At 48.0% G+C, this 25,330-nt stretch carries 28 protein-coding genes; 6 read left to right on the forward strand and 22 right to left on the reverse strand.

All coding sequences use genetic code 11. The features are described 5' to 3' along the window. Window positions 1-29 precede the first annotated feature (29 nt). The 5 genes from MMY81_RS28315 to MMY81_RS28335 form a co-directional block, all read right to left on the reverse strand. Window positions 30-1,046, reverse strand: a complete 1,017-nt coding sequence (locus MMY81_RS28315) for a LacI family DNA-binding transcriptional regulator (RefSeq protein WP_252315435.1) — start codon at window positions 1,044-1,046, stop codon at window positions 30-32. 170 nt (window positions 1,047-1,216) lie between these two features. Then, window positions 1,217-1,978 (reverse strand): SDR family oxidoreductase, encoded by a 762-nt coding sequence (locus tag MMY81_RS28320; RefSeq protein WP_374562998.1) that lies wholly within the window; start codon window positions 1,976-1,978, stop codon window positions 1,217-1,219. Beyond that, complete coding sequence (locus MMY81_RS28325; protein WP_252315437.1) at window positions 1,956-2,234, reverse strand: hypothetical protein; 279 nt, start codon at window positions 2,232-2,234, stop codon at window positions 1,956-1,958. The genes MMY81_RS28320 and MMY81_RS28325 overlap by 23 nt, the downstream gene beginning before the upstream one ends. A gap of 104 nt (window positions 2,235-2,338) precedes the next feature. Continuing rightward, the gene (locus tag MMY81_RS28330) at window positions 2,339-2,746 is read right to left on the reverse strand and encodes an acetamidase/formamidase family protein (protein ID WP_252315438.1); all 408 of its coding nucleotides are present in this window, start codon (window positions 2,744-2,746) and stop codon (window positions 2,339-2,341) included. Window positions 2,747-2,757: 11 nt separating this feature from the next. Further along, complete coding sequence (locus tag MMY81_RS28335; RefSeq protein ID WP_252315439.1) at window positions 2,758-3,237, reverse strand: acetamidase/formamidase family protein; 480 nt, start codon at window positions 3,235-3,237, stop codon at window positions 2,758-2,760. A 138-nt stretch (window positions 3,238-3,375) separates the two neighbouring features. Here MMY81_RS28335 and MMY81_RS28340 point away from each other — a divergent pair, with 138 nt between their 5' ends. After that, on the forward strand, window positions 3,376-3,606 hold the full coding sequence (locus MMY81_RS28340) for a DUF896 domain-containing protein (protein WP_120191636.1): 231 nt from the start codon (window positions 3,376-3,378) through the stop codon (window positions 3,604-3,606). Window positions 3,607-3,671: 65 nt separating this feature from the next. Here MMY81_RS28340 and MMY81_RS28345 read toward each other — a convergent pair whose 3' ends face one another. From MMY81_RS28345 to MMY81_RS28375, 7 genes are all read right to left on the reverse strand, one after another. Continuing rightward, window positions 3,672-4,970 carry a Zn-dependent hydrolase gene (locus MMY81_RS28345; RefSeq protein WP_252315440.1) on the reverse strand — a complete coding sequence of 433 codons (1,299 nt, stop codon included), beginning with the start codon at window positions 4,968-4,970 and terminating at the stop codon, window positions 3,672-3,674. Between the two features lie 11 nt (window positions 4,971-4,981). Beyond that, complete coding sequence (locus MMY81_RS28350; RefSeq protein WP_252315441.1) at window positions 4,982-6,214, reverse strand: metal-dependent hydrolase family protein; 1,233 nt, start codon at window positions 6,212-6,214, stop codon at window positions 4,982-4,984. A gap of 15 nt (window positions 6,215-6,229) precedes the next feature. Continuing rightward, window positions 6,230-7,408, reverse strand: coding sequence for a hypothetical protein (locus MMY81_RS28355; RefSeq protein ID WP_252315442.1), 1,179 nt, complete (start codon window positions 7,406-7,408; stop codon window positions 6,230-6,232). Window positions 7,409-7,524: 116 nt separating this feature from the next. Further along, window positions 7,525-9,306: a helix-turn-helix domain-containing protein gene (locus tag MMY81_RS28360; RefSeq protein WP_252315443.1), complete on the reverse strand. Its 1,782-nt coding sequence runs from the start codon at window positions 9,304-9,306 to the stop codon at window positions 7,525-7,527. A gap of 206 nt (window positions 9,307-9,512) precedes the next feature. Further along, window positions 9,513-9,755, reverse strand: coding sequence for a DUF5683 domain-containing protein (locus tag MMY81_RS28365; protein WP_120191627.1), 243 nt, complete (start codon window positions 9,753-9,755; stop codon window positions 9,513-9,515). A gap of 173 nt (window positions 9,756-9,928) precedes the next feature. Then, entirely contained in the window at window positions 9,929-10,627 is a 699-nt protein-coding gene (locus MMY81_RS28370) for a CpsD/CapB family tyrosine-protein kinase (protein WP_252315444.1), read from the reverse strand. 86 nt (window positions 10,628-10,713) lie between these two features. Next, window positions 10,714-11,505: an SGNH/GDSL hydrolase family protein gene (locus tag MMY81_RS28375; RefSeq protein ID WP_252315445.1), complete on the reverse strand. Its 792-nt coding sequence runs from the start codon at window positions 11,503-11,505 to the stop codon at window positions 10,714-10,716. Between the two features lie 199 nt (window positions 11,506-11,704). On the opposite strand from MMY81_RS28375, the gene dinB reads away from it, so the two are divergent. Continuing rightward, on the forward strand, window positions 11,705-12,817 hold the full coding sequence (gene dinB, locus MMY81_RS28380; RefSeq protein WP_252315446.1) for a DNA polymerase IV: 1,113 nt from the start codon (window positions 11,705-11,707) through the stop codon (window positions 12,815-12,817). A 260-nt stretch (window positions 12,818-13,077) separates the two neighbouring features. On the opposite strand, the gene MMY81_RS28385 is transcribed toward dinB, so the two are convergent. The 3 genes from MMY81_RS28385 to MMY81_RS28395 form a co-directional block, all read right to left on the reverse strand. After that, the gene (locus MMY81_RS28385; RefSeq protein WP_252315447.1) at window positions 13,078-13,353 is read right to left on the reverse strand and encodes an FmdB family zinc ribbon protein; all 276 of its coding nucleotides are present in this window, start codon (window positions 13,351-13,353) and stop codon (window positions 13,078-13,080) included. A 13-nt stretch (window positions 13,354-13,366) separates the two neighbouring features. After that, a complete protein-coding gene (gene fmdA / locus MMY81_RS28390) occupies window positions 13,367-14,548 on the reverse strand; it encodes a formamidase (protein WP_252315448.1) in 1,182 nt (393 codons plus the stop codon). A gap of 157 nt (window positions 14,549-14,705) precedes the next feature. Further along, a complete protein-coding gene (locus MMY81_RS28395) occupies window positions 14,706-16,091 on the reverse strand; it encodes a cobyrinic acid a,c-diamide synthase CobB (RefSeq protein WP_252315449.1) in 1,386 nt (461 codons plus the stop codon). A gap of 157 nt (window positions 16,092-16,248) precedes the next feature. Here MMY81_RS28395 and MMY81_RS28400 point away from each other — a divergent pair, with 157 nt between their 5' ends. Beyond that, window positions 16,249-16,671, forward strand: a complete 423-nt coding sequence (locus MMY81_RS28400) for a VanZ family protein (protein WP_252315450.1) — start codon at window positions 16,249-16,251, stop codon at window positions 16,669-16,671. A gap of 106 nt (window positions 16,672-16,777) precedes the next feature. After that, a complete protein-coding gene (locus MMY81_RS28405; protein WP_252315451.1) occupies window positions 16,778-17,200 on the forward strand; it encodes a VanZ family protein in 423 nt (140 codons plus the stop codon). Window positions 17,201-17,283: 83 nt separating this feature from the next. Here MMY81_RS28405 and MMY81_RS28410 read toward each other — a convergent pair whose 3' ends face one another. From MMY81_RS28410 to MMY81_RS28435, 6 genes are all read right to left on the reverse strand, one after another. Then, complete coding sequence (locus MMY81_RS28410) at window positions 17,284-17,685, reverse strand: helix-turn-helix domain-containing protein (protein WP_252315452.1); 402 nt, start codon at window positions 17,683-17,685, stop codon at window positions 17,284-17,286. Window positions 17,686-17,878: 193 nt separating this feature from the next. Beyond that, the gene (locus tag MMY81_RS28415) at window positions 17,879-18,499 is read right to left on the reverse strand and encodes a flavin reductase family protein (protein WP_252315453.1); all 621 of its coding nucleotides are present in this window, start codon (window positions 18,497-18,499) and stop codon (window positions 17,879-17,881) included. Continuing rightward, window positions 18,486-19,748, reverse strand: a complete 1,263-nt coding sequence (locus tag MMY81_RS28420; protein WP_252315454.1) for an MFS transporter — start codon at window positions 19,746-19,748, stop codon at window positions 18,486-18,488. The genes MMY81_RS28415 and MMY81_RS28420 overlap by 14 nt, the downstream gene beginning before the upstream one ends. Before the next feature lie 41 nt (window positions 19,749-19,789). Beyond that, entirely contained in the window at window positions 19,790-21,325 is a 1,536-nt protein-coding gene (locus MMY81_RS28425) for a sodium:solute symporter family protein (RefSeq protein ID WP_252315455.1), read from the reverse strand. Then, window positions 21,322-21,579 carry a hypothetical protein gene (locus MMY81_RS28430; RefSeq protein ID WP_120191614.1) on the reverse strand — a complete coding sequence of 86 codons (258 nt, stop codon included), beginning with the start codon at window positions 21,577-21,579 and terminating at the stop codon, window positions 21,322-21,324. The genes MMY81_RS28425 and MMY81_RS28430 overlap by 4 nt, the downstream gene beginning before the upstream one ends. A gap of 73 nt (window positions 21,580-21,652) precedes the next feature. Further along, window positions 21,653-22,897, reverse strand: coding sequence for a CaiB/BaiF CoA transferase family protein (locus tag MMY81_RS28435; protein ID WP_252315456.1), 1,245 nt, complete (start codon window positions 22,895-22,897; stop codon window positions 21,653-21,655). Between the two features lie 280 nt (window positions 22,898-23,177). Here MMY81_RS28435 and MMY81_RS28440 point away from each other — a divergent pair, with 280 nt between their 5' ends. Continuing rightward, the gene (locus MMY81_RS28440) at window positions 23,178-23,828 is read left to right on the forward strand and encodes a GntR family transcriptional regulator (RefSeq protein WP_252315457.1); all 651 of its coding nucleotides are present in this window, start codon (window positions 23,178-23,180) and stop codon (window positions 23,826-23,828) included. Further along, a complete protein-coding gene (locus MMY81_RS28445; RefSeq protein WP_252315458.1) occupies window positions 23,821-24,720 on the forward strand; it encodes a hydroxymethylglutaryl-CoA lyase in 900 nt (299 codons plus the stop codon). Before MMY81_RS28440 ends, MMY81_RS28445 begins: the two co-directional genes overlap by 8 nt. Before the next feature lie 335 nt (window positions 24,721-25,055). Here MMY81_RS28445 and MMY81_RS28450 read toward each other — a convergent pair. Then, a partial coding sequence (locus MMY81_RS28450; protein ID WP_252315459.1) for an alpha/beta fold hydrolase occupies window positions 25,056-25,330 on the reverse strand: 275 nt, incomplete at its 5' end.

A 25,330-nucleotide genomic window follows, 5' to 3' on the forward strand; every position in this document is an offset into this window, starting at 1 on the left:
TTCGGATTATGTTTGTATCTGTCCCCCGTTTAACGTCTTGGCGGACAGGTGGATTTTCTGACGAGCAGGGATCCTGGTATAATCACTCTCGTCTTCGTCTCCTTACCCTGCAGCCGGTTAATTAAAAGTTCCGCAGCAGTATTTCCCATTTTGTATTTGTCCTGATGCACCGTGGTCAGTGCAGGGGTCGTGTACTGGGAAATAACGAGGTTATCATAGCCGACTACCGATAATTCATCTGGAAGTTGGTAACCCAGCTGCTGTGCTGCCCTCATTACACCCATTGCCATGAGATCACTCGAACAGAAAACAGCTGTAATTTCAGGGAATTCCTCGAGCAGTTCAATCGATCTCGCACAGGCTTCTTCTTCATTAAAATAAGCAAGCCTGACTTTCTTTTCATTAAAAACAATGTCTGCTTCCTGAAGACCTTCTTTGTAGCCTTTCATGCGCTCGAGACTTATGTAAGCTTCGTCATCCCCGTTAATGAAAGCTATCTCCCGATGTCCAAGTGATACCAAATGACGTACCGCTTCTCTTGCGCCTGCCGCGTTATCTGCAGATACAAAGCTGGTTGTTTCATTCTCTCCAGGGTGATCAATGAAAACGCATGGTACACTGCTTTCTTCCATCTGTTGAAGAAACGCATCACCATGTGCAAGACCCTGTGAAATAACGCCTTCAATCTGGCGTTCGCTGCAGAGCTGATGGTATGTTTTACCCTGCCGCTTAGCAAATTCTGATTGAAACAGGATCATGTCATAATCAGCGTAGCTTGCGTACTCGTTTACGCCGGAAATTACATCCATTGTAAACGTATCTTTCGGATTGGATGGAAATGAACTGGACGTAAGCAGTCCAATCGTGCTTGACTTGTTCGTCACCAGACGCCTTGCTGTCATATTCGGGCTGTACTGCATTTTTTCGGCGACGTCTTTAATACGCTGCCGCGTTTTTTCATTTACGTCATCGTACCCGTTCAAGGCTCTGGAAACGGTGGTAACAGAAACGTTGGCAGCTTTTGCAATATCTTTGATTGTGACCATTTTCTCTCAGCCTCCAAAACGTTTCGGTTTGTATAAATTTCATTATAGAAAACGCTTACAATTTATGCAAGCACTTTTTTTATCATCAAACATGTATATACAAAAAAAGCCTGACAGGGTAAGCACTTTCCGCACTGAAAAAAATTCTCTAAAAGTAAAAAAGGATTTCTTCAGCTGCGAAGAAATCCTCCTTCCGAATGAATAACCTGGCCGGTAATCCAGGAAGCCTCTTCCCCGGCCAGAAAAGCTACCAGGCGGGCCGCATCTCTCGGCCTGCCAAGACGGCCGCGCCCGAATTTAGGTTCAAGCAGTGCTTTCGTCTGCTCATCCATCCAGCCGCTGTCTGTGGGACCAGGATCTACGGCATTGACCGTGATGCCAAGCGGCGCTGCTTCTGCCGAAAAAGAGAGGGTAAATGCAGAAAGAGCGCCTTTCGTAGCGATATACGCCAGTTCTCCAAGCATAGGACCCTGTTCCTGCCCAGAAGTCATGATAATAATCCGGCCTTCCGATCCCTGGAACCGCCTTGTAAACATAGTGCTCAAAAGCATTGTTGTACGCATGTTCACTTCATAATGGCGGTCGATCGTTTCCGCTGTAAGGTTCTCATAGCCGTCTCTTGTAGAATAGGCTGCATTATTAACGAGAATATCCGGAGGCCCGCATGCTGTGTAGACGGCATCGAGCAGCGTTTCAGCCGCATCCGGCAGCGCCAGATCAAGTTCCATGCTTCTGCAGGAAACACCTGCGTCCAGCATTTCCTGTTCGAATCCGGCGGCAAACCCGTCTTCGCTCTGCCAGTAAACGAAAAAAATATCTATTTCTTTAGCTGCCAGCTCTCTGCATATCGCAGCTCCAATTCCGTTATTATGACTCACTCCCGTAATAACTGCGCGTTTCCTTTCGATACTATCCCCTCCAGCGTCTTCTATTCATTTTTCTCAGCACTATATTCATTCTCGAAATAACGGTCTCTTTCCTTTTTTTTTCTTCCATATGGGCCTCATCTTCTTCTTTGTCCTTTTGTTTTCCCTCGATAATCTGCAATATGAGTCCAAAAACAAGCAGAAATCCTCCTAGAAATAAGTTGGCATTTTGCGTCAGCACAATGACATTTCCCAGATCAAGTAAAATCAAAGTACCACCTGTAACAGCAAAGATAGTGTATAAAACCTTCCATGTCTTCATTAGGTTCTCCTTTTCAATCACTGTCATTATTTCCTATATATGTATTTTAACCTGAAAAAAGCATTAAAAAAACCTGCCTTTTTGCAGGCAGGTTTACTTCACTATTAAGGAAAGCTGATATTCAGCGGTTCGAGGTCTTTCTTCTGCAGCATCATCCGTACCGTAACCAGAGGATCGACCACCTGGCAGACTTCAACCTGGCCGGCGGCGCTTAGAAACATGACGGCATTGTTTTTGTCCATGTCACTTTCCCGTGCTAACAGGCCGGCTAAAAAAGAAGTCGCGCGGTGAATCCCCTCTTCAAGCGTGGAAGCCGAAGAAATCACACCAATCTCTGTTTCGTTTTCCAGAAGCGGCATAGACAGCTGTTTGTTTTTAATCACTTCAAAAGTAACCGTTGCACGTCCTGCAGCTTCAATGCCGGTCACCCCGACTTCACCGTCCCCCATAGCTGCATGCATGTCCCCGAGGCCGAAAAGAGCCCCCTGTGTGGAAACGGGAAAATAAAGCACGGCTCCTTCTTCTATTTTTTATTGTCCATATTGCCGCCGTGGTCTCCGGGAGTGCCATTGGAGACGGCTTCGCCTTCAGGGGCAACGCCGATCACACCGATCATTGGGTTCAGATCCAGGGAGATGCCATAGCCGAAATCACCTTTGTTCTGCCGGAGGGGTATCTTTTTAAATATAAGGTCCTCCATTTCCTCTTTCATTACGCCGAGCCCTTTACCTACTGCCATCATGCCGTAGTCTGCGAGTTCAATTTTATCAATCGTCACCTTGAGGCAGTCACCCGGCTCCGCCTCTTCTATGTAAACCGGTCCTGTAGCCGGATTAATCCGGTCCCAGTCGATCTCTCCGTAATTGTCCCCTTCTTCTGTTACCTGATTTTCAAAACAATCATATGTTTCCAGAGTGAGCGTTGTTCCGGAAGGAACCGTTACAGCTGCTTCCCGGTCTTTGGAGAAGCTGTAAAACATATTTTCTTTTGCTACTGTTTCCATCTGCCTGCCTCCTTTGTTTTATTACGGATAGTATAGCAAAAATCTCCTCAGCTTCCTATGTATTGCATTTTACGGATTTATCTATTATAATTAACATATACCCGGTAAGGGTATAAACAAAAAGGAAGGGGAATTCACATGATTGCTGTTTTACCGAGAATTAACGAATTAGCCAACAAATCCAAAAGGACGGGACTCAGTGCGGAAGAAAAAGCCGAGCAGAGGCAGCTTCGTGAAGAGTACCTTCAAGCCGTCCGGGGCGCCTGTGATGCGACCCTGCTTCAGACAACGGTGAAAGATCCGCTTGGAAATGACGTTACACCCGATAAACTAAGAGAAGCCCAAGGCGTGACTAAACTATACCATTAAGAAATAAAATAGTATTCTCATCTGTTTTAAAAACTCCGCGGCCCAAAAAAGGCTGCGGAGTTTTTTTATTGATCCATTGATTCGATATACTTTTTCAATACATGCACGCCCTGGACCCCGTCATTTAACGAAGTCCATTCCGCCGGATTGTGGCTGATGCCGTCTTTGCTTCGGACAAACAGCATGGCCGCAGGCAGATAGTGCCCGACGATCATAGCATCATGCCCGGCTCCGCTCGGCATTTCCACCGGCCGAAGCCGGCGTGATTCCAGCGCTTCGCGCAGCAGGTATTTTAGATTTTCGGCAATCGGTACCGGCTTCACCTTTAACGTCTGCTGCTGCGTGCATTCAACATTATAAAGAGCTGCCGCATTCTCAGCTGCCTTCATGATGCGCCGGACGACTTCGTCTCTTGTTTCCTCCTCAATGTCGCGGATATCAACAACCATCTCCACCCTGCCGGGTATGACGTTCGCCCCGTTTGGAAATACCTTCAGCTTCCCTACTGTGGCTACCGCTGTACCGCTAACGCTGACCGGTATATCCGGCACATTCCTCACAAATTCTCCGGCAGCGACAAGAGCATCCCGCCGCTCCCCCATGGGGGTATTACCAGCATGTCCGGCACTTCCCGTAAAGACAACTTCCAGCCAGCTCGGCCCGGCGATCCCGGAGACAATTCCGACAGGAAGATTTTCCTGCTCCAGGCGGACACCCTGTTCAATATGCACTTCTACAAAAGCCGCAACTTCGGAAAGGTTTCGTTCTGCCTTATAAAAACCTTCTTCCGTCAGACCAGTATCTGCCAGGACCTCCGCAAACTCTCTTCCTTCCTGATCAGTCAGTCCGCTTTGAATAGATGGATCAATTTCACCCGTCATGGCGCGGCTTCCAGTTAAACCATTATTAAATCGTGCTCCTTCTTCATCTGTAAAAATTACCACTTCATAGCTTCGTTTTGGCTGATACCCCATCTCTTTCCATGCCTCTGCCACTTCGAGCGCCGACAGGACGCCGAGCGGACCGTCAAAGTGCCCGCCCTCCGGCACGCTGTCTACGTGAGATCCGCTCAAAAGCGCGGGAAGGTCCGGGTCCCTGCCTTCCAGACGTCCGAATACATTACCGGCACTGTCCTCCGACACAGCAAGATCTGCTTTTTTCATCCAGCTGATCACCAGGTCCTTTGCCTGCCTTTCCTCTTTGGAAAAGCCGAGGCGTCGGCTGCCCCCGCTTTCGGTCAATCCGATTTCAGAAAGAGCGTGCAGGCGGGAAGCCAGCCTTTCTCCACTGATGCCATCATAGGAATACTCCATACTGTAGTCTTTGAGCAGTTTTTTATATAAATCCCAGTTCTCTGTCTGCATGCCCTCACCTGCTACTTTTGGTTTTTGTAAATCTTTCCGTCTTTCATTACAAAGCAGATCGTTTCGCTTTGTTCCAACGACCGGATATTCTCGAGCGGGTTCGTTCTGCTGAGAATCACATCCGCAATCTTGCCCGTTTCTATTGTACCCAGCTCTTTTTCCCAGCCGAGACATTCTGCCGCGGTCTTTGTAGTAGCCACAACAGCTTCCATTTCCGTCATGCCTATATCGCACATAAGCCCGAGCTCACGCAGATTTGTTCCATGCGCCATAACACCGGCATCCGTTCCCATCGCAATTTTGACGCCTGCCTTATAGGCTTTGGCGATACTTGCTTTGTGGGTTTCGAACACCTGCTTTGATTTTTCCACGGCATAAGGTGCCATGGAATCATCGGTTTCCCCCGCTTCCAGAACCGACAGCGGTGCAAGCAGCGTCGGCACAAGGAACGTACCGTTCTCGAGCATCAGCTCTATGACTTCATCATCAATATAAATACCGTGTTCAATCGAATAAATCCCGGCCCGGATCGCGTTTTTAATTCCTTCCGCCCCCTGGGCGTGGGCCATCACTTTGACTCCTTTGCGGAACTTCGCTTCCTCTACCATTACTTCCAGTTCTTCACGGGAAAACTGCGTAAATTCCGGATGATCGGTCGGACTCGTCACGCCCCCGGTCGCGTGCACTTTAATGACGTCCGCTCCGGCACGAAGCATTTCCCGTACTGTTTTACGTACTTCTTCTTTTCCATCGCAAATGCCGTTTGGCATACCGGGATACGTCTGCGGCGTCGTATCCACGCCGGAATGGTTCCAATTATCGCCGTGGCCGCCGGTAATAGTAAGCGGATTGATGCTCACCTGCATCCGTGGCCCTTCCACAAGACCGTCCTCAACGGCCTTTTTCATTCCTACGTCTGCAAAACCTGCATCGCGGACGGAGGTAATACCTGTGTTGAGCGTGCGTTTTAAATAGTGGATACTTTCATAAAAACGGTAGGAAAATGGAGTTAAAATCGATTCCTGAACGTTTTTAATCTGCAGGGCCATATGCACATGGGTATCAATCAGGCCGGGAAGAATATATTTGCCGCCTGCATCAATAACTTCAGTATCTTCCGGAATCTGTAAGTCTGTGCCTATTTTTTCGATACGGTTATTTTTAATCAACACCGAAATATTCTCGATAGGGGCAGTCCCTGTCCCATCGATCAGCGTTCCATTTTTAATAATAGTAAAGCTCATGTCAGATCCGCTCCTTTATATCGTCTGAATAAGAATACTTGCAATAACGATAGAACCTACCGTTACAGAGGTAAATCCTCCAATCAGCATCGGGGCAACGAGCTCGTTCATGATCCGCTTCTGTTCCGCCTCATTGCGTCCGACACTGCGGCTGACTTCTTCTACAATTAAATAATCACCCGGGAATCCATATAGAGCCGTCAGAACAATAGGAATCGACTTGGTCGGCTTCCACTTAAACAATTTACCGCCGATTACAGCCCCCAGCACCAGGCCGGTTGTACCGATCAGGATGATGCAGAAAACCGGCAGCAGGGACGAAACAACCTGGTCCCACGTAACGCCGACAAGCGAGTTCACGACGACGACAATTAACGCAACCATCGTAATTCCTGAACTGTTTGCTTTATCCATCGTACGCTCTGGATAAAAACGAAGAGCCGCTCCTGTAATACCTATGGCCAGTGCCCAAATACTGTTATTGACTCCGGTCAGGCCGTCCAGCCAAACAGCCAGGGCTCCGCCGATAAACAGCAGAAACAGCAGAAAGAAATTGCTTTTCATATACTTCTCCGGAAACAGCATCTTTTTCGGCTCATCTGCAGAGAGGGCACTTTCCTCTAGAGCATCGTCTCCTTCCGTCATATACTCTTCATTATGAATATCCTCCCGAATAGTATGCGCATATTTACTCAGCAGAATCGAAGTCAGCGGCATGCCGACCAGATTTTGCAGAGTAAATACAACCACCGGTATAGCAGCCAGCGTAATAAGGCCCGCTTCTGCCAGCCCTTCCGATGTAACAATATAAGCAATAATACCACCGGTGAGAGGTCCGGCTCCAGCTACTGCCGTGCCATATCCAAACAGCGGCGTAATAATGGCAAGCATCGCCGCCACTGATATAATAAGACCGATCAGCGTGATCGATACAGCTTTGTACTGTTTAATAATAACGGAAAGAGGAATCATCGTGCCTAAATGAACGATAAGAACAGGCACGAGCATACCGCCGAACGCTACCAGATTCGAGGCCTCTATGTATGATTCCGGCAGGATACCTGTCTGAAGCAGAATAAAAACAGAAGCGACCACCACAAGAAGGGTGGGAATTTTCGCCCGGGAAGATAAAGAAAGCACTTCTCCCAGAGCAATAATGGCGACTAAGATGACTGCTATAAAAATTGGCTCCATGTCGATTCCTCCCTTAATAAGTCTGAATGTTAAAACTATAAGATAATTCAAACAAATATTAAATAGAGGTAACCAACAAACATTCGGGTGATTGTTTGTCGATTACCTCCAATTCATTATTTTGTATTCAAGTATTCGAGAATATGAAGTCCCAGCTGCAGCTCAAACAGCTCCCGGCCATCCAGTTTATCCGTCTGCAGCAGCTGGTATATGGACTGCAGGCGGTACTTAATGGTATTCACATGCACATACAGCTTCTTCGCACTGGCCGCCATATTTTGATTTGATTCCACATAAACTTTGAGTGTTTTCAGGAGCTCGGTTTCGTGTTTTCTGTCATGTTCGGCTACCTGTCCGAGTACCTCATCTGCGTAATCCTGAAGCTCTCCTCGCTCCATTTTTAAAAATAGGCGGTACGGCCCGAGCTGCCGGTATGTCATAAGAGCCCGGCTTCCTTCTCCTGTCTGCAGGTACTGCACGCAGCGTTTGGCGTCTTGATAGGATAAATGAACATTCTGCAGTTTATCCACCACCTGTCCAAATCCGGCGAGGCTTTTCAGCTCGCACTCCTGTCCGCCGTAATGGATAATTGAAGTAAACAGTGGCTCAAGCGTATCAAAAACGCTTTGTTCCGAGGAGGAGGCAGATACGGTAAACATAAATGTCACTTCCATATTTCGTTCATACACGAGCGTTTTAAACGGAAAGCTTTCCATTTCCCTATAAATGACGCGCATGAGCTGCTTTTTCTTTTCTCCTACTTCCTGGAAAGGAAGCAGCGGGTCTCTCACATAGAGATGCACTACAGCGTAATGATGACGGTCATGCTCCGGGAAATTAAGCCGCGTCAGGGCGTCGGAGGAAAGCTCATTGTAAGGCGCGTGAATCAGCTGTTCGAGTACAGCACCGGAATAATGAAAATCTTCTGCAAGAAAACGATCCCGGCGGTTCATTTCCATCGCAAAAATCGTAATCGCCTGTTCAATAGCAAACTGATCGAGCGGATCAAACACCGTCTCCTTTTCTACAATAATAGCAAGCAGACCGAGCACGAGTCCGTCCGCCTGTATAGGAAGAAAATACGTCAGATAGGGATTACCGTTCAGCAGCGCTTCGCTCGTGGAGGAGCTTTTTCTGCTGATTGCATATTTTAACAGCGGCCCGGCTTCTATTTTAAGAGCTTCCCCTTTTTCTGCCGCGTCTTTATCCGACACCGCCAGCACGTCGGTCCGTTCATTAAAAACCACGACTTTCTCCTGAATGAGCCCCGCCAGTGCTTTTGTAATATCACTAAGTCCTCCTTTGGCCAAAGAGACTTTGGAGAGCTCTTCGTGAACAAGTTTTGTCCGTTTATTCTGTGAAAAAAGCCGGGCATTTTCAACGGCGATGGAAGCCTGGCCGGCAAAGGTTTCCAACAGCTGCAGATCTGATTGATCAAACTGCCTGTCTTTTTCAAATATATCGACTGTCAGTACCCGAGACATTTGTCCTCCGCGGGACATAATCGGCACGCAGATCGCACTCACCGGATAAGCCATTTCCCCCAGGGACCGGGCATAATAGTGTTCCGAATTGCCGGTGAGATTTTTCATTCCTTCCACTGTATGATCGAGCGAAGAGAAAATATTTCCCTTTTGAGACACAAATGTCTTCCCGCTCATTCCTTCCCCCGGGGCGAGGCGGACATGCCGGAGCTGCTCCATATCAAACCCAATGGCACTTTGGGCATAAAGCGTATTCGAACGGCTTTCATACAAAAATAGAACGGCCGCGTTGGCGCCGCCGATCACATTCAGCACTTCTTTAATCAGCTGATGCAGCACTTCCGGCAGGTCTCTGGTAGAGTTTAAAACTTTTACTGCATTGATTACGCTCATCAGCCGCTTCTCTGTTTCCATATCCGTGTCCCCTTTTTGATTTATTTTATTAGTTTATCAAAAAGAAAACGGCTCCGCTTCTGCTAAACGGTGCTTTATTTATTTTGCTGTAGTACCGGTCATTCTATATAAATTATTGTAAATACTCTCAACTACAATTTTTTTAATGCCTTCTTATCAAAAAATCCCCTCCTGCTTTCAGCAGAAGGAGAGAATTTTCTGTATAGTTACCGCCTGGCGCCTGCCCGCTTGTTGTCCTTATCCGCTCTGCGGTAAGCATCATAAATTGCATAGACCCAGAAAATGAAGTAGGTAACATATCCAATAAGGATAGCCATTAGAAGAATATTTACGGCCTGAATTGCAATAATAATTAATCCTTTGAAAATCTGTCCATTATAAATCTGCCCTAAGCCGGGAATTAAAAAACTTAATACGGCGGCAAGACCGGGACTTTTCATCATATTCATCACGCTGCCTTTTCTAGTAATAATTACTGTCTATCTTTACCCTTTTTTCTATGCATTTACGCTTATTTTCCATAAATACGTCCCGGGACGTAGAAAAACGCGCTTCTCTATTAGAGAAACGCGTTGATTTGTTAAATATTATATTACTCGCAGCCATCTGTCAATAATTATTATTACGATTCCCCGTAATAATAGTAGTAGCGCTGATCCATGCCTTTAACCTGGTTCAAAATGCAGCCAAGAATCGGCACTCCTGTCACTTCAAGCAGTTCTTTTGCCTTAACAGCTGAATCTTTTTCTGTGTCTCCGCTTTTAATAACAAGGATCGTTCCATCACAGTACTTTGATATAACCTGTACATCCGTTACAGCCAGTACCGGCGGCGCATCAAATAAAATGATATCGTATTCCTTCTTTAAATCGTTTACCAGATTCTCCATAGCCGTCGTGCCAAGAATTTCAGCCGGGTTTGGTGGAATCGGTCCGCTTGGAAGAATATCCAGATCCGGCACTTCGGTTTTCTGGGTAAACGTGTGAAAAGGTTCTTTGTTGGCCAGCACATTAATTAACCCATTTGTATTCGTACGGCGGAACGTGTAATGTACCGTCGGCTTCCTTAGGTCTGCATCGACAAGGATCGTTTTCTTTCCCTGCTGGGCCATCGTTACGGCGAGATTTGCAACTGTCGTTGACTTGCCCTCACCCGGACCTGCTGATGTAATTGCAATGGTCTGTACATTATTATCAACTGATGCATACTGAAGGTTTGTCCGAATCGTCCGGTACTGCTCAGCTACTGGTGACTTGCTGTTGAACCAGGTAACCAGCTTACGGCTGTTCTGCCCGGTTTGATCCTTCTTGCGTTTTGCCATTTTACACACTCCTGCTGTCTATTCTTTTATGTATCTCTTTTCAATATTTCCAGTGTACCACACAGTCCCCGGGAGATTTGGCTTATTTATAGAGCTTCTTCCCCCGTGAAATAATCAGTAAGCGCCTGGGCCCAAAGTTCATGCCCGGCCGCAGATGGATCGCCGTTTTCTTCTAAGTACTCTTCATCAAGGTCTGCATTGTCTGTATCCGGCCAGGCTTCCCAATGATCGATGTAATTCAGGTTATTTTCCCCGGCATGTGCCCGCAGTGCTTCTACCTGGTCAATGTAATACCTTGCTTCGTATACCGGCTGCGGCGGCTGTATAAAGACGGCAGCTTCCGGATTGGCAGCTTCCACCGTGTTCACGAAAGCATTGGTATTAAAGAGGGTATCCTCTACGCTGACATCTCCATTATCGTTGAGAACAAATGGTTCAAACACAAGCACATCCGGTTCCAGCCCGGCAGCCGTTACGTCCCCATCGGCTGCCATGACCTCCAGCGACGTGCTGCTTCCAAAAGTGGAGGCACGCACCGTTATGCTGTCCGTATCATAATAGCTTCGCAGCTTTTCCTGCAGCAGGGCAGGAACATTTTCCTCTGCTGACTCCAGCGCTCCGGATCCGGAGAGCACAATCGTAAGCTCTTCGTCTGCATCCATGCTTTCCTGCAGTTTCTGACCGAACTCTTCCTGCGCTCCTTCTAAAGGAGCTTCATTTGCTGCGGTCGTTTCTGCTCCCGATACTGATGATTCTTCTTCTGTATGTTCTCCGTCGGACTGTACCGTCGAAGCAATTTTCTGGTCATAGTGAATTTTCCCGTATACCATTACAGCTATAAATACGATTAATAATGCTACAAAACCAATTTTTTTCATACTTACGCCCCAATTTTTCATAATAATGAAACTGCCACTTCTCTTATCTTACCTAAAAGAATGGTAAATTCAAAGGACTATATAAAGAACAAAGGAAATATTTACCTTTTAAGCCAAGAACGAACGTGCGTTTGTTTTTATGGCATTCCCTCTATATAATGGAGGAAACGATATGGAAACGGAAAAAAGGTGATAAAACATGGATACCTCTCCGATTCGGAAAATAATTCATATAGATATGGATGCCTTCTATGCATCCATCGAGCAGCGGGACCGTCCCGAACTCCGCGGAAAGCCGGTGGTGGTAGGGGGAAGCCCACATTCCAGAGGAGTGGTGGCTACCTGCTCCTACGAAGCAAGACCGTTTGGCATTCATTCAGCGATGGCTTCCCATGAAGCCTATAAGCGCTGTCCCCAGGCGGTATTCGTGCGGGGTAACATGCAGAAATACCGGGAGGTTTCCAAGGGGATTATGGATATTTTTTATGAAATAACCGACCTGGTGGAGCCGCTTTCCCTTGATGAGGCTTATTTGGATGTGACGGAAAACAAGCTGGGCTACCCTTCGGCAACGTATGTAGCACGTGAAATAAAAAAAAGAATCAAAGAAAAGACCGGGCTGAATGCGTCTGCCGGCGTGTCTTATAATAAATTCCTTGCAAAAATTGCTTCCGACTACGATAAACCGGACGGTCTGACCGTAGTGACACCCGAAAAAGCTCCCGCCTTTATCCGCGAGCTTCCGATCGGTGACTTCCGAGGTGTCGGAAAATCCACAAAAGAAAAATTTCTGGAAATGGGCGTGCATAACGGCTCCGATCTGCTGACGTGGAGCGAAGAGGATCTGGTACGTATTTTTCACAAACGCGGCCATACATTTTATAACAATTCCCGGGGCATTGACGAACGGGAAGTCAATCCCTATCGGGAGCGCAAGTCCATGGGCCGGGAAACGACGCTTCCGCACAATATCAGCGAATATGAAGACATGCTTCCTATCGTAAAGGACCTTCTGCAGCAGGTGCTCAGCCGCCTGCAGGCGGACCGGATCCGTGTGAAGTGCGTCGTGCTGAAAGTGAAATTTTATGATTTTAAGCAGATCACCCGGCGGACTACGCTCGATGATCCGACCGACGATCAGGAGGTGCTGCTTGCCGCGCTGGGTGAACAGCTGGAACATATCGCCTCGCTCGGCCGGGAAGTAAGACTGCTCGGCGTAACAACTTCTGATTTCCACGGAGCAGGCGATGCCGCAGGAGGCAGAGGCAAGGTGTACAAAACGACACGCTACGAACAGCTCAGGCTGTTCTAACAAAAAAGCAGCCGTCTGGGCTGCTCCGTCTGGTGAAAAATAAAAATACGTATTTTATATAGAAATTTGTAAAACGGAGCGCTTTCCGCAGGCCATGCCTCAGCTGAAGAGAAAAACACTCTTCATCTTCACCGATGGCTGTTCTGCAGGAGACGCTCCTTTTTATTTTTCTACAAAGAGTTAAATAATCTCGAAATCATGTATAAATATACAAGATGAAATGGTTTCACGACACTCTAATAAGCCGCCTGGTCTGCTTTTTAACCGCCGATCTGCCACGGCCTTGATACAGTTGGACGTTTTTTGCGGATGGGCGTACCGGCCTGCTCTCCTTTTTTCCGAAGACGGGGTTCGGTCCCACTGTCTATTTTTTGTTTCACGGTGCTGTTCATTTTATAAATTGATGGAGCAAAGAATAAACGTTTTGCTTCCCCTCCGCAGGAAGGACAGACCGCACGACTTTTGTCTCCTTTTGTTGAGGAATGAAACTCATCAAATCTATCTCCGTTCCCACACTCAAACGTATACACAGGCACAGGCCTTCCCTCCTTATTCTGACGGATCCATCGATTTATCAAAAATAGCTTTCGGAATCGATACGGTGCAGCAGGCATTTGGTATATCTACAATACCCGCAATATGGCCTTCCACCGGAGCTGTTCCGAGCAGCATATAAGCCTGCTCTGCGGTATAGCCTTTTGTTTTCAAATATTCAATCGCATTCAGGCAGGCATTTTGATAGGCAATATTGGAATCCAGATAGCTTTGTTTTCCATCGGATTTATTGACGGAAATCCCTTCAAACACGAGGTATTCACTGTACTGGGGATCCATCGGCCCCGGCTGAAAAACCGGATTTTTATGGATATGGTTCTTTTCCATGCCGCCTTTAATTACTTCTACATGAAGATCAATCCAGCCCGGCATTTCAATCCCGCCGCAGAACGTAATTTCCCCGTCCCCCTGGGAGAAATGAAGATCGCCGACAGAAAGCTTTGCGCCATCCACAAACACTGGAAAATATATTCTCGAGCCGAGCGAAAGGTTTTTAATATCACAGTTGCCTCCATTTTCCCGTGGTGGAACGGTTCTTGCACCTTCTTTTGCTACTTTATCAAATGCTTCTCCTTTTAATGTTCCAAGGACGACGCTGTCTTTATCAGGCAGGTTGGCAAGCGGCGGAACCCGGTCGGGATCGGTTTTGACAAGCTCTTCTTCCCGCCTGTTCCATTCCGCCAGCAGCTCATGCGACGGGGCTACGCCAATAAGGCCTGGATGGATAATGCCGGCGAACTTCACTCCCGGAATATGCCGGGACGTCGTGTAAATACCGTGAAAATCCCATATTGATTTCTGTGCTTCCGGAAAGTGCTCCACGAGGAAGCTGCCGCCGTTTTCTTTTGCAAACACGCCGTTAAATCCCCACTCCTGTTCCTGCAGAGCGCCAACATTAAGTATATCCACTACCAGCAGATCTCCCGGCTCCACCCCGTTTACATGAACCGGACCGCTCAGCACGTGAACCCGATTCAGGTTCACATCGCGGATGTCGGACGGGTCATCATTATTTTTGATCTGTCCGTCGGTCCAGTCCAGACACTCCATGCGAAACGACTGGCCGGGATCGACTGAAAACGCGGCGGGAATGTCCGGGTGCCACCTGTTGTGGCCGGGAATGTCCTGCTTATCCATCGGTTTTGACAAATCCACTTTAAATAATTTTTCGGGCATATGTTTATTCCTCCTTTTACATAGTTTAGGTATTATTCCCTTAAGTCGTTGTTTTATATCAGAAAAATCAGAATTTTAATGGGAGAAAATGTACAAAAGGAAATAAACATAAAAAAAGAGCAGAAAGGCTGCCCTTTCCGCTCCTGCTCAGCAAACATCAAACTTGTTGCTTTTTCTGTTTCTTTTCCCGCCACGCGGCAGCTTTCTCTACAAAACGGGCCGGAATGGAGGGATTTGAACCAAAATGAAGGTGTGTATAGCCTGCGGTGATGTGATCGGTGTAATAGCCTTCCTGCTTTGTCCCTCTCATCGCCTTTACTTCGTGGTGAGGGGCCCAGTCTGCTTTTTCCTCCGCGGTGGAGTAATGAAATTCGTGGCCTTTTGCCACCGTTCCCCGGCGCATAATAACGGAATCATCCAAAGCCGTTATTTCCCGGTAGCCGAGGGATGCAAGCTTCGTCTGCATCGTAACAGCCACCGGTATAATACCAAGCATCTCATGCGGAATACCGTCTGTGGTTGTCAGCGTGTCTCCCAGATACATGTAGCCTCCGCATTCTGCATAAACGGGAAGTTTTTCTTTCAACGCTTCGTGGATGGACGTTTTTGTTTTCTGATTCCCGGCCAGTTCTTCCGCGAATTCCTCCGGAAAGCCCCCGCCGATATAGAGACCATCTGCCTGAGCGGGAAGCGGTTCATCTGCCAGCGGCTTGAAGTAGACCAGCTCGGCTCCGCTTTCCTCCAACAGCTCCAGGTTTTCCGGGTAATAAAAATTAAATGCCGCGTCGTACGCTACAGCAATAACTGCATGATGCTTGGGCTCAACAGGTTTCCGGACCGGCCATTCTCTGTCAGGGGCAGAAGCTGCAATTTCATAGATCCGGTCCATATCTATCCGCTCTGCCATTACCGTACCCAGCTCTGCAAAAAAGCCGTCCAGCTCCCCCCGCTCAATAGCAGGGATCAGTCCTAAGTGGCGTTCTGGAATAGCCGGGACGTCTCCCCTTAGGAGAAAGCCGACAACAGGTACATTACATTCCTGCTCAATAGCTGTCTGGCAGAGTTTGGCGTGTCCTTCATTTCCTGCCATGTTAAGCAGCACACCGGCAATGCGGCTGGAGTCGGACAGCGACTGAAACCCTTTAACAATAGCCGCAGCGCTTCTTGCCATGCTGGAAATGTTGACCACCAGAATGACCGGAGCTTCCAGCATTTGGCTGACTTCTGCTGTGCTGCCTTGATCGGATGTTGGACTTTTTCCATCATACATGCCCATCACCCCTTCAATCACCGAAATATCTGCGTCCCCGCTGCCGCGGCGGAACACATCCTTCATCCCTTCTTCCCCGAGCATCCAGCTGTCTGTGTTTCTTGAAGCCCGTCCGGTCACCGCTGTATGATAGCTCGGGTCAATATAATCGGGCCCGCATTTAAATCCCTGGGCCTGCAGTCCTTTATTTTTAAATGCCTGAAGCAGTCCGACGGTCACGGTCGTTTTCCCGCTGCCGCTTCCTGTTCCCGCGATCACAATTCTTGGGTTCATGCCTTCACGTCCTTTTTTAAAATAAAGTCTGGTTGAAACGTCATCTTTCTGCTTATAAAAGCAATAATAACACTATTTTCAATAAATACCATTTTGGCAAAAGGCTGCGTGACTTTCTTTTTTTCCTGCTTTATACTTCTCTACAGGTGATGCAGACATGTGGAATATAAAATATATTTGGGGGACAGCGGCACTCGGCTGGTGTCTTATTATTGCAGCGGCTACACGGATGACATTTTTTACAGGGAGCTCGACGGAACGGATGTTTACCAATCCGTTTCTTGATGCCGCTGTTGTGAACTTTTTTCTTAGAAAATCAGTCCATCTGGCCGCGTTCGGCCTGCTGGCTGTATTATGCTGGCTGGCTCTTCAGGGAGCTTCGCTTCGCTTTATAAAAGCATGGGCCCTGGCTGCCGGCTACGGTCTGATTGATGAATGGCATCAGTCCTTTATGCCGGAGCGGACCGCCCTGTTTACCGACGTTCTGATTAATGCCGCCGGTGCCGCAGCAGCCCTGCTTGCTGTAGGACTCGTTTTGTTTATAAGACGCAGACAAAACAAAAAACGGCTGTTTACGTAACAGCCGTTAGAAAAAGTGCAGCAGCGGGTATAAAGAAAAGTGGACTTTTCGGGAAAAGCATTATATACTAATTGATTCTTCAGACAAAAAATGGGAGGCACTTATTATGGCAATGGTACGATGGCATTGGCTTCTTATTGGTGCAGCCCTCGTAATAGCACTATATGCACTGACATCTTCTTCTGTGGCTACCGGATCCAGCACGGAACGCATCTTGTCGATCATTCCGCTTGTTCCGACAGAGCCGCTGAATTTTGTCGTCCGCAAAACAGCCCATATTATGGTCTTCAGCGGAATCGCTCTTATTTTATGGCGCACGTTCTCCAAATCAAAATGGTCGTACGTGATTGGCTGGGCCGGAGCAAGCTTTGTAGGCTTGGCTGATGAAGTTCATCAGTTTTTCATAAACGGCCGCAGCGCCGCTGTCAGTGACGTTATTCTAAATTCTTCTGCCGCTGCATTTACCCTGTTCATTGCTTTTGCAGCCGTTCAGATTATTCATTTTGTTAATTGGCTTAGATACGAATAGTCCCAGATTTTAAAGCAGGATGTCCTGCTTTTTTTTTGTTCCTCGAACTGCTCCGCACTCATCATAGAGATTGGTGCCCCTGGCTATGGAAAAATCATATGGGCGGCCCCCGCCTGATCCATGTCGTGAACTACTATGTATTCAAATGATTTTTCTTCGTTAAATTCTCCAAGGTATATTTGTTTTACAGCTGGAGATTCACAGATTTCCTTCATTTCTTCCCATTTCGTGAAACGCCATACGAGACGCTGTATGTCTTCAAAATATTCGTGGTCCTTGTTGGCCCGGTACATGATCGTGTTGCCTGCATCTCTTGTAAGCAGCAGTTCTTCGCTTGTCAGACGCAGCAGTTCCACCCGGACGGCATTGGCGGAATCATTAAATTCTTTTGCAAGCTGGCGTAGGTATGCTTCATTTTCTGATCTGACAAAAAATTTAAGAAGCAGACGCAGCCTTGTTTTGGATGTGATTAGTTGTCTCAGCATAATGGGCCCCTTTTTTATATAATAACCGTTTCGAACTGTCTTCCTTAATATCGGCAGGGTATCCTGTTTTTCCAGTATCCCAGTAAAAAAATGTCAATAAAATTTCACAAGTATACAAAAAGACCCCTCGCAGGGAGGGGCCGGATGGATTGGTATAAACTTTTCAGGCGGTGTTCTCTGCCAAACCGCCGGATCAATCGTCCTGCGGCAGCGGGTATGAATCTGTCAGGCCGGCATAGTCTCCTGCCAGGCGTCCAAGTGGCTTCCAGTAATCGATGTCTGTTTTGTAATTGCCTAAGTACACATCTTCGTTCATACGGACGTGCTTGACTTCCCCCAGTACCAGATGGTCACTGCCTATGGGAATGATCTGCGAGAGCCGGCATTCAAAGGCAATCGGCGATTCCTTCACGGAGGGGACGCTGACCAGATAAGACGGTTCTTTTGTCAGTCCCGTCATTTCAAATTCATCAATGGACGAATCTACACTTTTTGATGAACGGTGCATTTTACTGCCGAGGCTTTCCGGCACAATGTTAATAACATATTCTTCTGTCGCACGTATGTTTTCCAGCGTATCTTTGACAGTACCTTCGCGTTCATTGACACCAGGGCCGATCGACACAAGCAGGGTCGGCGGCTTTCTCGAAGCAACGGTAAAAAAGCTGAAAGGAGCCAGATTAAGCACCCCTTCTTTATCTTTGGAGCTGATCCATGCAATCGGCCTTGGGACAATTGATCCGATTAACAGCTTATACATATCTTTGTCATTTAAGTCTTCCGGTATAAAGGATAAAGCTTCATGGCCGGGCATAGGTTTCGTCCTTTCTTGTTGAAATATGAAGATAGATAAACAAACATCCTATTAGTCCAAGCAGTCCTGCAAGACTGTACCAGCCGGCTGTAAAAGCACCGGTAACATCTGTAACCAGCCCAAAAAGAGGCGGTCCGATAATAACGCCCCAGGAACCGACGCTGATACTAAAGCCGCTTGCAAGCCCGGCTTCTTTTGCCGGTACAAGCTCTGTCGCGGCATTCATCCACAAGCCATTAAATCCGGAAACACAGCTTCCGAAGAAGAAGGCAAGAACAGCCATGGATAAAAATGAGGCACCGGGCGAGAATCCCGCCATAATAACAGAGCAGACGGCAGAAACGACTGCAATAATGCTTAGGATAATTAAGCGGTTCCCGTGGAACAAGCGGTCACTGACCGTTCCCCATCCCACACGGCCGAGGGATCCTGCGATTTCTGACACGACCAAAAGCAGGCCCGCCTGGTAAATGGGGAGTCCGATGATTTGAATCGCATAAATAATCATATACGTATTCAGGCACATCTGGGCTCCATTGATGCCCATCGCGCCTCCGCTCATCAGCAGAAGCGGACGATTGCGTCCCATTGCTTTAAGCCGCTTAAATGTCTCTCCTTTTTCCTGCGGGGTGCCGCGGATCAGCGTTGCTTCTTTCGTATCGCGGTACCGCCAGAAGCTGAGCAGTCCTGCTCCAATCAACAGCAGGGCCGCGAGCATAACGACCGGCCGCCAGCCGTACCATCCGGCAAGCGGCACGAGCAGAAGCGCGGCCAGACCGGATCCCGCCGTCACCCCCATCTGTTTAATCCCCATCGCCGTTCCCCGGCTTTTATGCCCAAACCAGTAAATAATGCCGCGGTTGGATGTTGGATGCATGGCTCCGTAACCGAAACCGCCGATAACGATGAGAAGCAAAAGCATTGTAAAATTGGTTGTCATCGAGGCCAGGAACAGGCTGATGCCAAGACAAAGGGAGAGTGCCAGCAGCAGCGGCCTTGTGCCGATTCTGTCCACATAAATACCTGCTGGAATGGCGGCCGCAAACTGCCCAAAAAACAGGGCGGCCGGCAGCATGCCGATTTGGGCATTGGTCAGCGCCAGGCTGTCTCCGATGAAAACCCCGAGCGGCGAGAGACTTCTACCTACAAACGCCACTAAAATCTGTGCGAACAGCAGCCAGCCAAGCATGATCCACGGCTTGTTGCCTGTTAGTTCATTTGATGCATCAGTAAGCGGTGATAATGTCATAAACAGGACCTTCTTTGCATCAGTTTAAAAGCAGAAAGGCTCTATCCTAATGAACCTGTTTTTTCATTATACTTGATTTCTTCCAGTTTCATCGAGCTTCTTTCCTCTGCTTCATCCTGTTTTGCCCGGTTAACTGGAATAAGAAGGGAACCGACCGTACAGATAAAGAAGTTTGCCGCAAGCCCAATGACACCGCCGTGAACCCCCAACAGTGTACTGTTTCCCGTTAACGTCATAACTGCTGCAATAATAGCACCGGTGAGCATGCCCCAGAATACGGGCACGGCCGCGAGTCTTTTCCAGTAAAGCCCAAGTACAAAAGCCGGAAACACCTGCACGAGCAGTTCAAATTTCAGTACAAAAATCTGGTACAGAGTACCGGGCGGGTTCCAGGCAATCCATAAGAGCAGAGCAATAACTCCTATACCGGCGAATTTCCCTACCTTCACCTTTTTCTTTTCCGGCGCATCCGGGTTAATATATTTGCCGTAAATATCGTTGGATACCATGGAAGAAAAGCTGAGCAGCGCCGAGTCCGCCGTGGAAACGATCGCAGCTACAATCCCGCCGAACAGGATAACCATCGTCCAGTAGTAAAAGCCGTTAATGGCAGCGACTTCGTTGGCCATCAGGCCGACGAGCTGTTCAGAGGCAGCGGTATCAAGATCGGGAAACAGCTGAATGCCAATAATACCGATAATAAGCACAAATCCGGTTGTAATCGGCGGCATCAGCGCAATGCGGGACAGAGAACGCTTCAACGTCCGCTCGCTCTGCGAAGAGTAAATCCGCTGTACGGCATGCGGATAGATGGCGGCACCGAATCCCACGAGCAGAATCATGCTGAGCCAGTTCACCGACGTTATGGAATCAGGAACCCCAATTTTCTCCGGCGCAGTTGTCGCGATATCCGAGGTAAGGCTTGATATTCCGCCTCCCGTCAGCGTAAGCGCACCTATGAGCAGCACAATAATGCCTATCATCAGTACGATTCCCTGCATCACGTCCGTGAATGCTACCGCCTTCATGCCACCGAGCCATTCGTACGTGAGCATAACAAACACAAAGCCAATAACTGCATACTCATAGGGAATCGTGCCGCCGGTCAGACCGGAAGCGGCCTGTCCTATAGCTACAAGCTGCTCGAGCAGATAGTTTCCCAGACCCCACAGCATAAGAATAATGGCAAGAATCGTGACCGCTTTATTGCGGAAACGGTACGTGACCCAGTCAGTCGGCGTAATGAAATTGGCCCGTTTGGAAATGGCGTACAGTCTTGGCGCAAACATCAAGTAGACTCCGACGATAATGGTCATAAACGGAATCGACTGCAGCCAGGAAAACCCTTCCCGATACGCATTCGGAGCGTAACCGACTACCGTGTTACCGCTGTACTGGGTGGCGTATAACGTAAAAAATAAAGCAACGATCCCCAGATTTTTTCCGGCCAGGTAGTAATCATTCAGCGATTCATTTAATTTTTTACCCCTTCCGGCCAGGTAGCCGACGACAAGCATAATAACAGCATAAACAACCAGAATGATTATTCCGTCTGCGCCTGAAAACGTTAGATTCATTTATTTCCGCTCCTCTCCCGGCCTTCTTCCTCCAAATCCTCTACAATATCCCACTCATGCAGGCAGAGCCAGCTTAAAAAACCGCAGAGCACAAGAGAAAGGACGGTGGAAATGAGCACCCAGTAGGGAACGCCTAATATATAGGGTTCCATGCTTCCAACCGGGAGGTACCACGGTGCATTAAACAGAACAAGCAGTCCCATCGTAATCCAGATCCAGGGTTTGCGGATCGGCTCTTTTACTTTCTTTTGCATCTTCATTCTCTCCTTTCGAATAAAAGCGCTTACATTATCTAGGAAAACAAAAGCCGGATGCAGCTCCGGCCCTTTAAATAATATGGTTGTCTTTTAACTGTTTAAGCTGTTCTTCTTTTATTTCCAAAATAGTTCCGTATACTTCTTCATTGTCTGCCCCCATTGTTCCGGCGCCGGGTTTTTTGATTCGTCCCGGGGTGCGGCTCAATTTCGGCACAATTCCCGGCATCGGAAAGCTCCCCAGCTCCGGGTGCTCTACAGGTACAATCATTTCTCTTTCTTTATAATGCGGGTCGTCTACAATGTCTTCAGCCGAAAATATCTTTCCGGACGGGACACCTTTTTCTTCTAAAATGGCCAGTGCCTCTTCTGCCGGCAGCGATTTGGTCCACTCTTCGATCCGGAGATCCAAGGCTTTCATATTTCTGCCGCGGCCTTCATGTGTATGATAATCGGGATGGTCCGCAAGCTCCGGCTCTCCCATTGCTTCGCAGAGGCGCCGGAAAACCCCGTCCGCGTTCGCACCGATGACAATATACGTTTCGTCCTGTGTAAAGTAAATGTTGGATGGGGCGACGCCCGGCAGAATGTTGCCCATCCGCTCGCGCACATAATCGGCCAGCAGGTAATCCGGAATAATGCTCTCCATCACGGAAAAGACCGATTCATAAATGGCCGTATCAATCACCTGGCCTTTTCCGGATGTATGGCGTTCATGAACTGCCGTCAGGCATCCGATCGTCGCAAACAGAGCAGCCAGCGTATCACCAATTGATATACCAATACGCGAAGGCGGTCTGTCTTCGAACCCGGTTACGTGGCGGAGCCCTCCCATCGCTTCGCCGACGCTGCCAAATCCGGCCCGTTTTTTATAAGGACCGGTCTGGCCGAATCCGGACGTTCTCATCATAATCAGGCCGGGGTTATCCGCCGATAATTCTTCGTAGGAGGCTCCCCATTTTTCCATCGTGCCGGGCCTGAAGTTTTCAATAACGATGTCTGATTCCGCTGCAAGCTGACGGAACAGCTTCTGGCCTTCTTCTTCTCTCATATTTAAGGTGATGGACTTTTTGTTACGAGATTGAATCGGCCACCAAAGCCCTACTCCATCCTTGCTTTTTCCCCAGCTCCGCATCGGATCTGCTTTGTCCGGCGGCTCAATTTTAATAACCTCCGCTCCAAAATCAGCCAGCAGCCTGCCGGCAAAAGGTCCCGCCAGCAGCGTTCCCATTTCCAGTACACGAATGCCTTCCAACGGAAGTTTGGTTTCCTCCTCCGCGGTTGATTCCGTTTTTGTCTTATCCTCTATTTGCGCCATGCTGCGCACCTACCTTCTTTTTTCGAATGTAAGCCTTTACAAATATTAATTCTAAAAACGGCTTTTCTTTCTTATAAATTAGCACTTTGTATACAAACTATCAAGTTAAATTGTCAAACTATTTAAAAATAATTCGTTTATCCTATGTTGACAACCTTTAATTTCCTGTTATAAATAAAGCATCAGCTGTTTTTATTAATTGCATCAGTTATTGTATACAATGAATCGCTATTTGGTTTTCTCTGCCCGCTTGTATACAATGGGGATAGAGGTGCTGCGCATGAACGTTTATGAAAAAATCAAACAAGCTATCGTTACCGGTCTGTACAAACCGGGTCACAGATTAACAGAGGAAAGCCTGACAAAAGACTGGGAGGTAAGCCGGACTCCCATTCGGGAAGCGCTGAAACAGCTTGAATTCGACGGGCTGATCACCCCCCTCAAACGGGGCTTCAGCGTAAGAGTTTTCTCAAAAGAGGATGTCCGCCAGGTTTACGACCTGCGGGCGATGCTGGAAAGCTACGCGGCGGGACAGGCATCGATCCACCGGACAAACGGCCACCTGGAAAAAATGAAACAGGCAAACGATTCCTACGAAATGGCGTTGGAAAAGCAGGGGCAGGAACACGTCGAACGTATTGACGCTATTGTAAAGGCCAATCACGTGTTTCACGACGCCGTTTTCGAAGCAAGCCGCAACGATCATGTTCGGGAGCTGATTTCCAAAGTAGTTGTATTACCCCTTATTTTCCGGTCTTTTTACTGGTTCGATGAAAAAAACCTTTTTTATTCTCTGCAGAATCACCATACGATCCTGCAGGCCGTTGAAACTGGAGATGTAGAACGGGCAAAGGCCGCGATGACCGAACATATTTTCCGCGGCAGGGATTATGTGCTTCATTACTACGAAGGAGGCGGAACAGATGATTGAACTGTGCGAAGTAGGACCAAGGGACGGCATTCAAAATGAAAAGGTGCTTTTAACGACCGGACAGAAAGTAGAAATGATTGAACGGGCTATTGGGGCAGGGGTTAGAAAAGTAGAAGCCGTTTCTTTCGTGAACCCTAAAGTCGTGCCGCAGATGGCTGATGCTGAAACTGTGGTAGATCAGCTCGAAAAACGGGAAGGAACAGAAATTGCAGGGCTGGTTCTCAGCGCTTCAGGCATTGACCGCGCTCTATCCACTTCGATCGACCGCCTGCACGCCACGCTTGCTGTAAGCGACACGTTCAACAAAAAAAATGCCAGACGCACGACTAAAGAGGGAATAAATGAACTGACACACGCCCTAAAAGAGGTAAAAGGAGAACGTCCCTTTACAGCAGTACTGGCCACATCATTTGGATGTCCATACGAAGGAGAAGTAACAGAAAAGCAGGTCATTCAGGCTGCCCAGGCTTTCGTGAAAGCCGGCGCGGACAGCGTGGTGCTTGCCGATACAACAGGCATGGCCAACCCAGTTTCCGTCAAAGAACGTGTTGCCTCGGTGCAGAAGGCAGTCGGAGAGGACATACAGCTGGGTCTTCATTTTCATAATACCCGCGGCCTGGGACTGGCTAATGTTTTTGCGGGATACGAAGCCGGCATTACCCGGTTTGATGCTTCGATCGGCGGGCTCGGCGGCTGTCCCTTTGCGCCTAATGCCGTTGGCAATGTGTCTTCGGAAGATATGATTCATATGTTCGAAGAAATGGGAGTCACTACCGGAGTGGACCTGGATAAAATGATTGATCTGGCACGCCAGATTGAATACTGGATGGGTAAACCACTCGACGGCATGGTAATGAAAGCCGGCAAAACGAGTGAACTTGCAAAAGCCTAGGAAGAACAAAGAGGGGCGTCTCCTGCAGAACAGCCATCGGTGAAGATGAAAAGCGCTTCTCTCTTCAGCTGAGGCATGGCCTGCGGAAAGCACCCCTTGTACAGGTTTATGTGTGCACATATGTATTTTCAACAGCCGTAAAAGAACAACTTCTCACAGGAGAGGTTGTTCTTTTCTACATGGAAAACAGTATAAGTCGTTATCTATCTATATAAACTCCATTTAAAAATCCATCCATACAATAGACAATCCGACCGCATAAACAGCAGTTTCCAACCGGTTCCTGCACCTGGCTCAACCTCCTCGTATCTTTCTCTGCATAAAATGTGCAGACACTATTTCAAAAAACGAAGCAGAAGATGAAACACGACAGCGCGGATGTGACTGCGTTCATTTAAAAGCGCATGACTTCCGTTTTCAACAAATATCTTTTCCGCCTGCGGAAACAGCCGGTCATAAGCCTGCATGTTAAACGTCCAGTCAATGGTCTCATCATTATTGCCTTGCAGAATCTGCACATTTCTGCCCGGGAGAGGAGAAAGACTCCTCATATAACGCTCCCATTGAACTAAAGCCCGGGCCACGTGAACGAAATCGCCGCTCCCTGAGC

It is taken from the genome of Sinobaca sp. H24, from assembly GCF_023845525.1.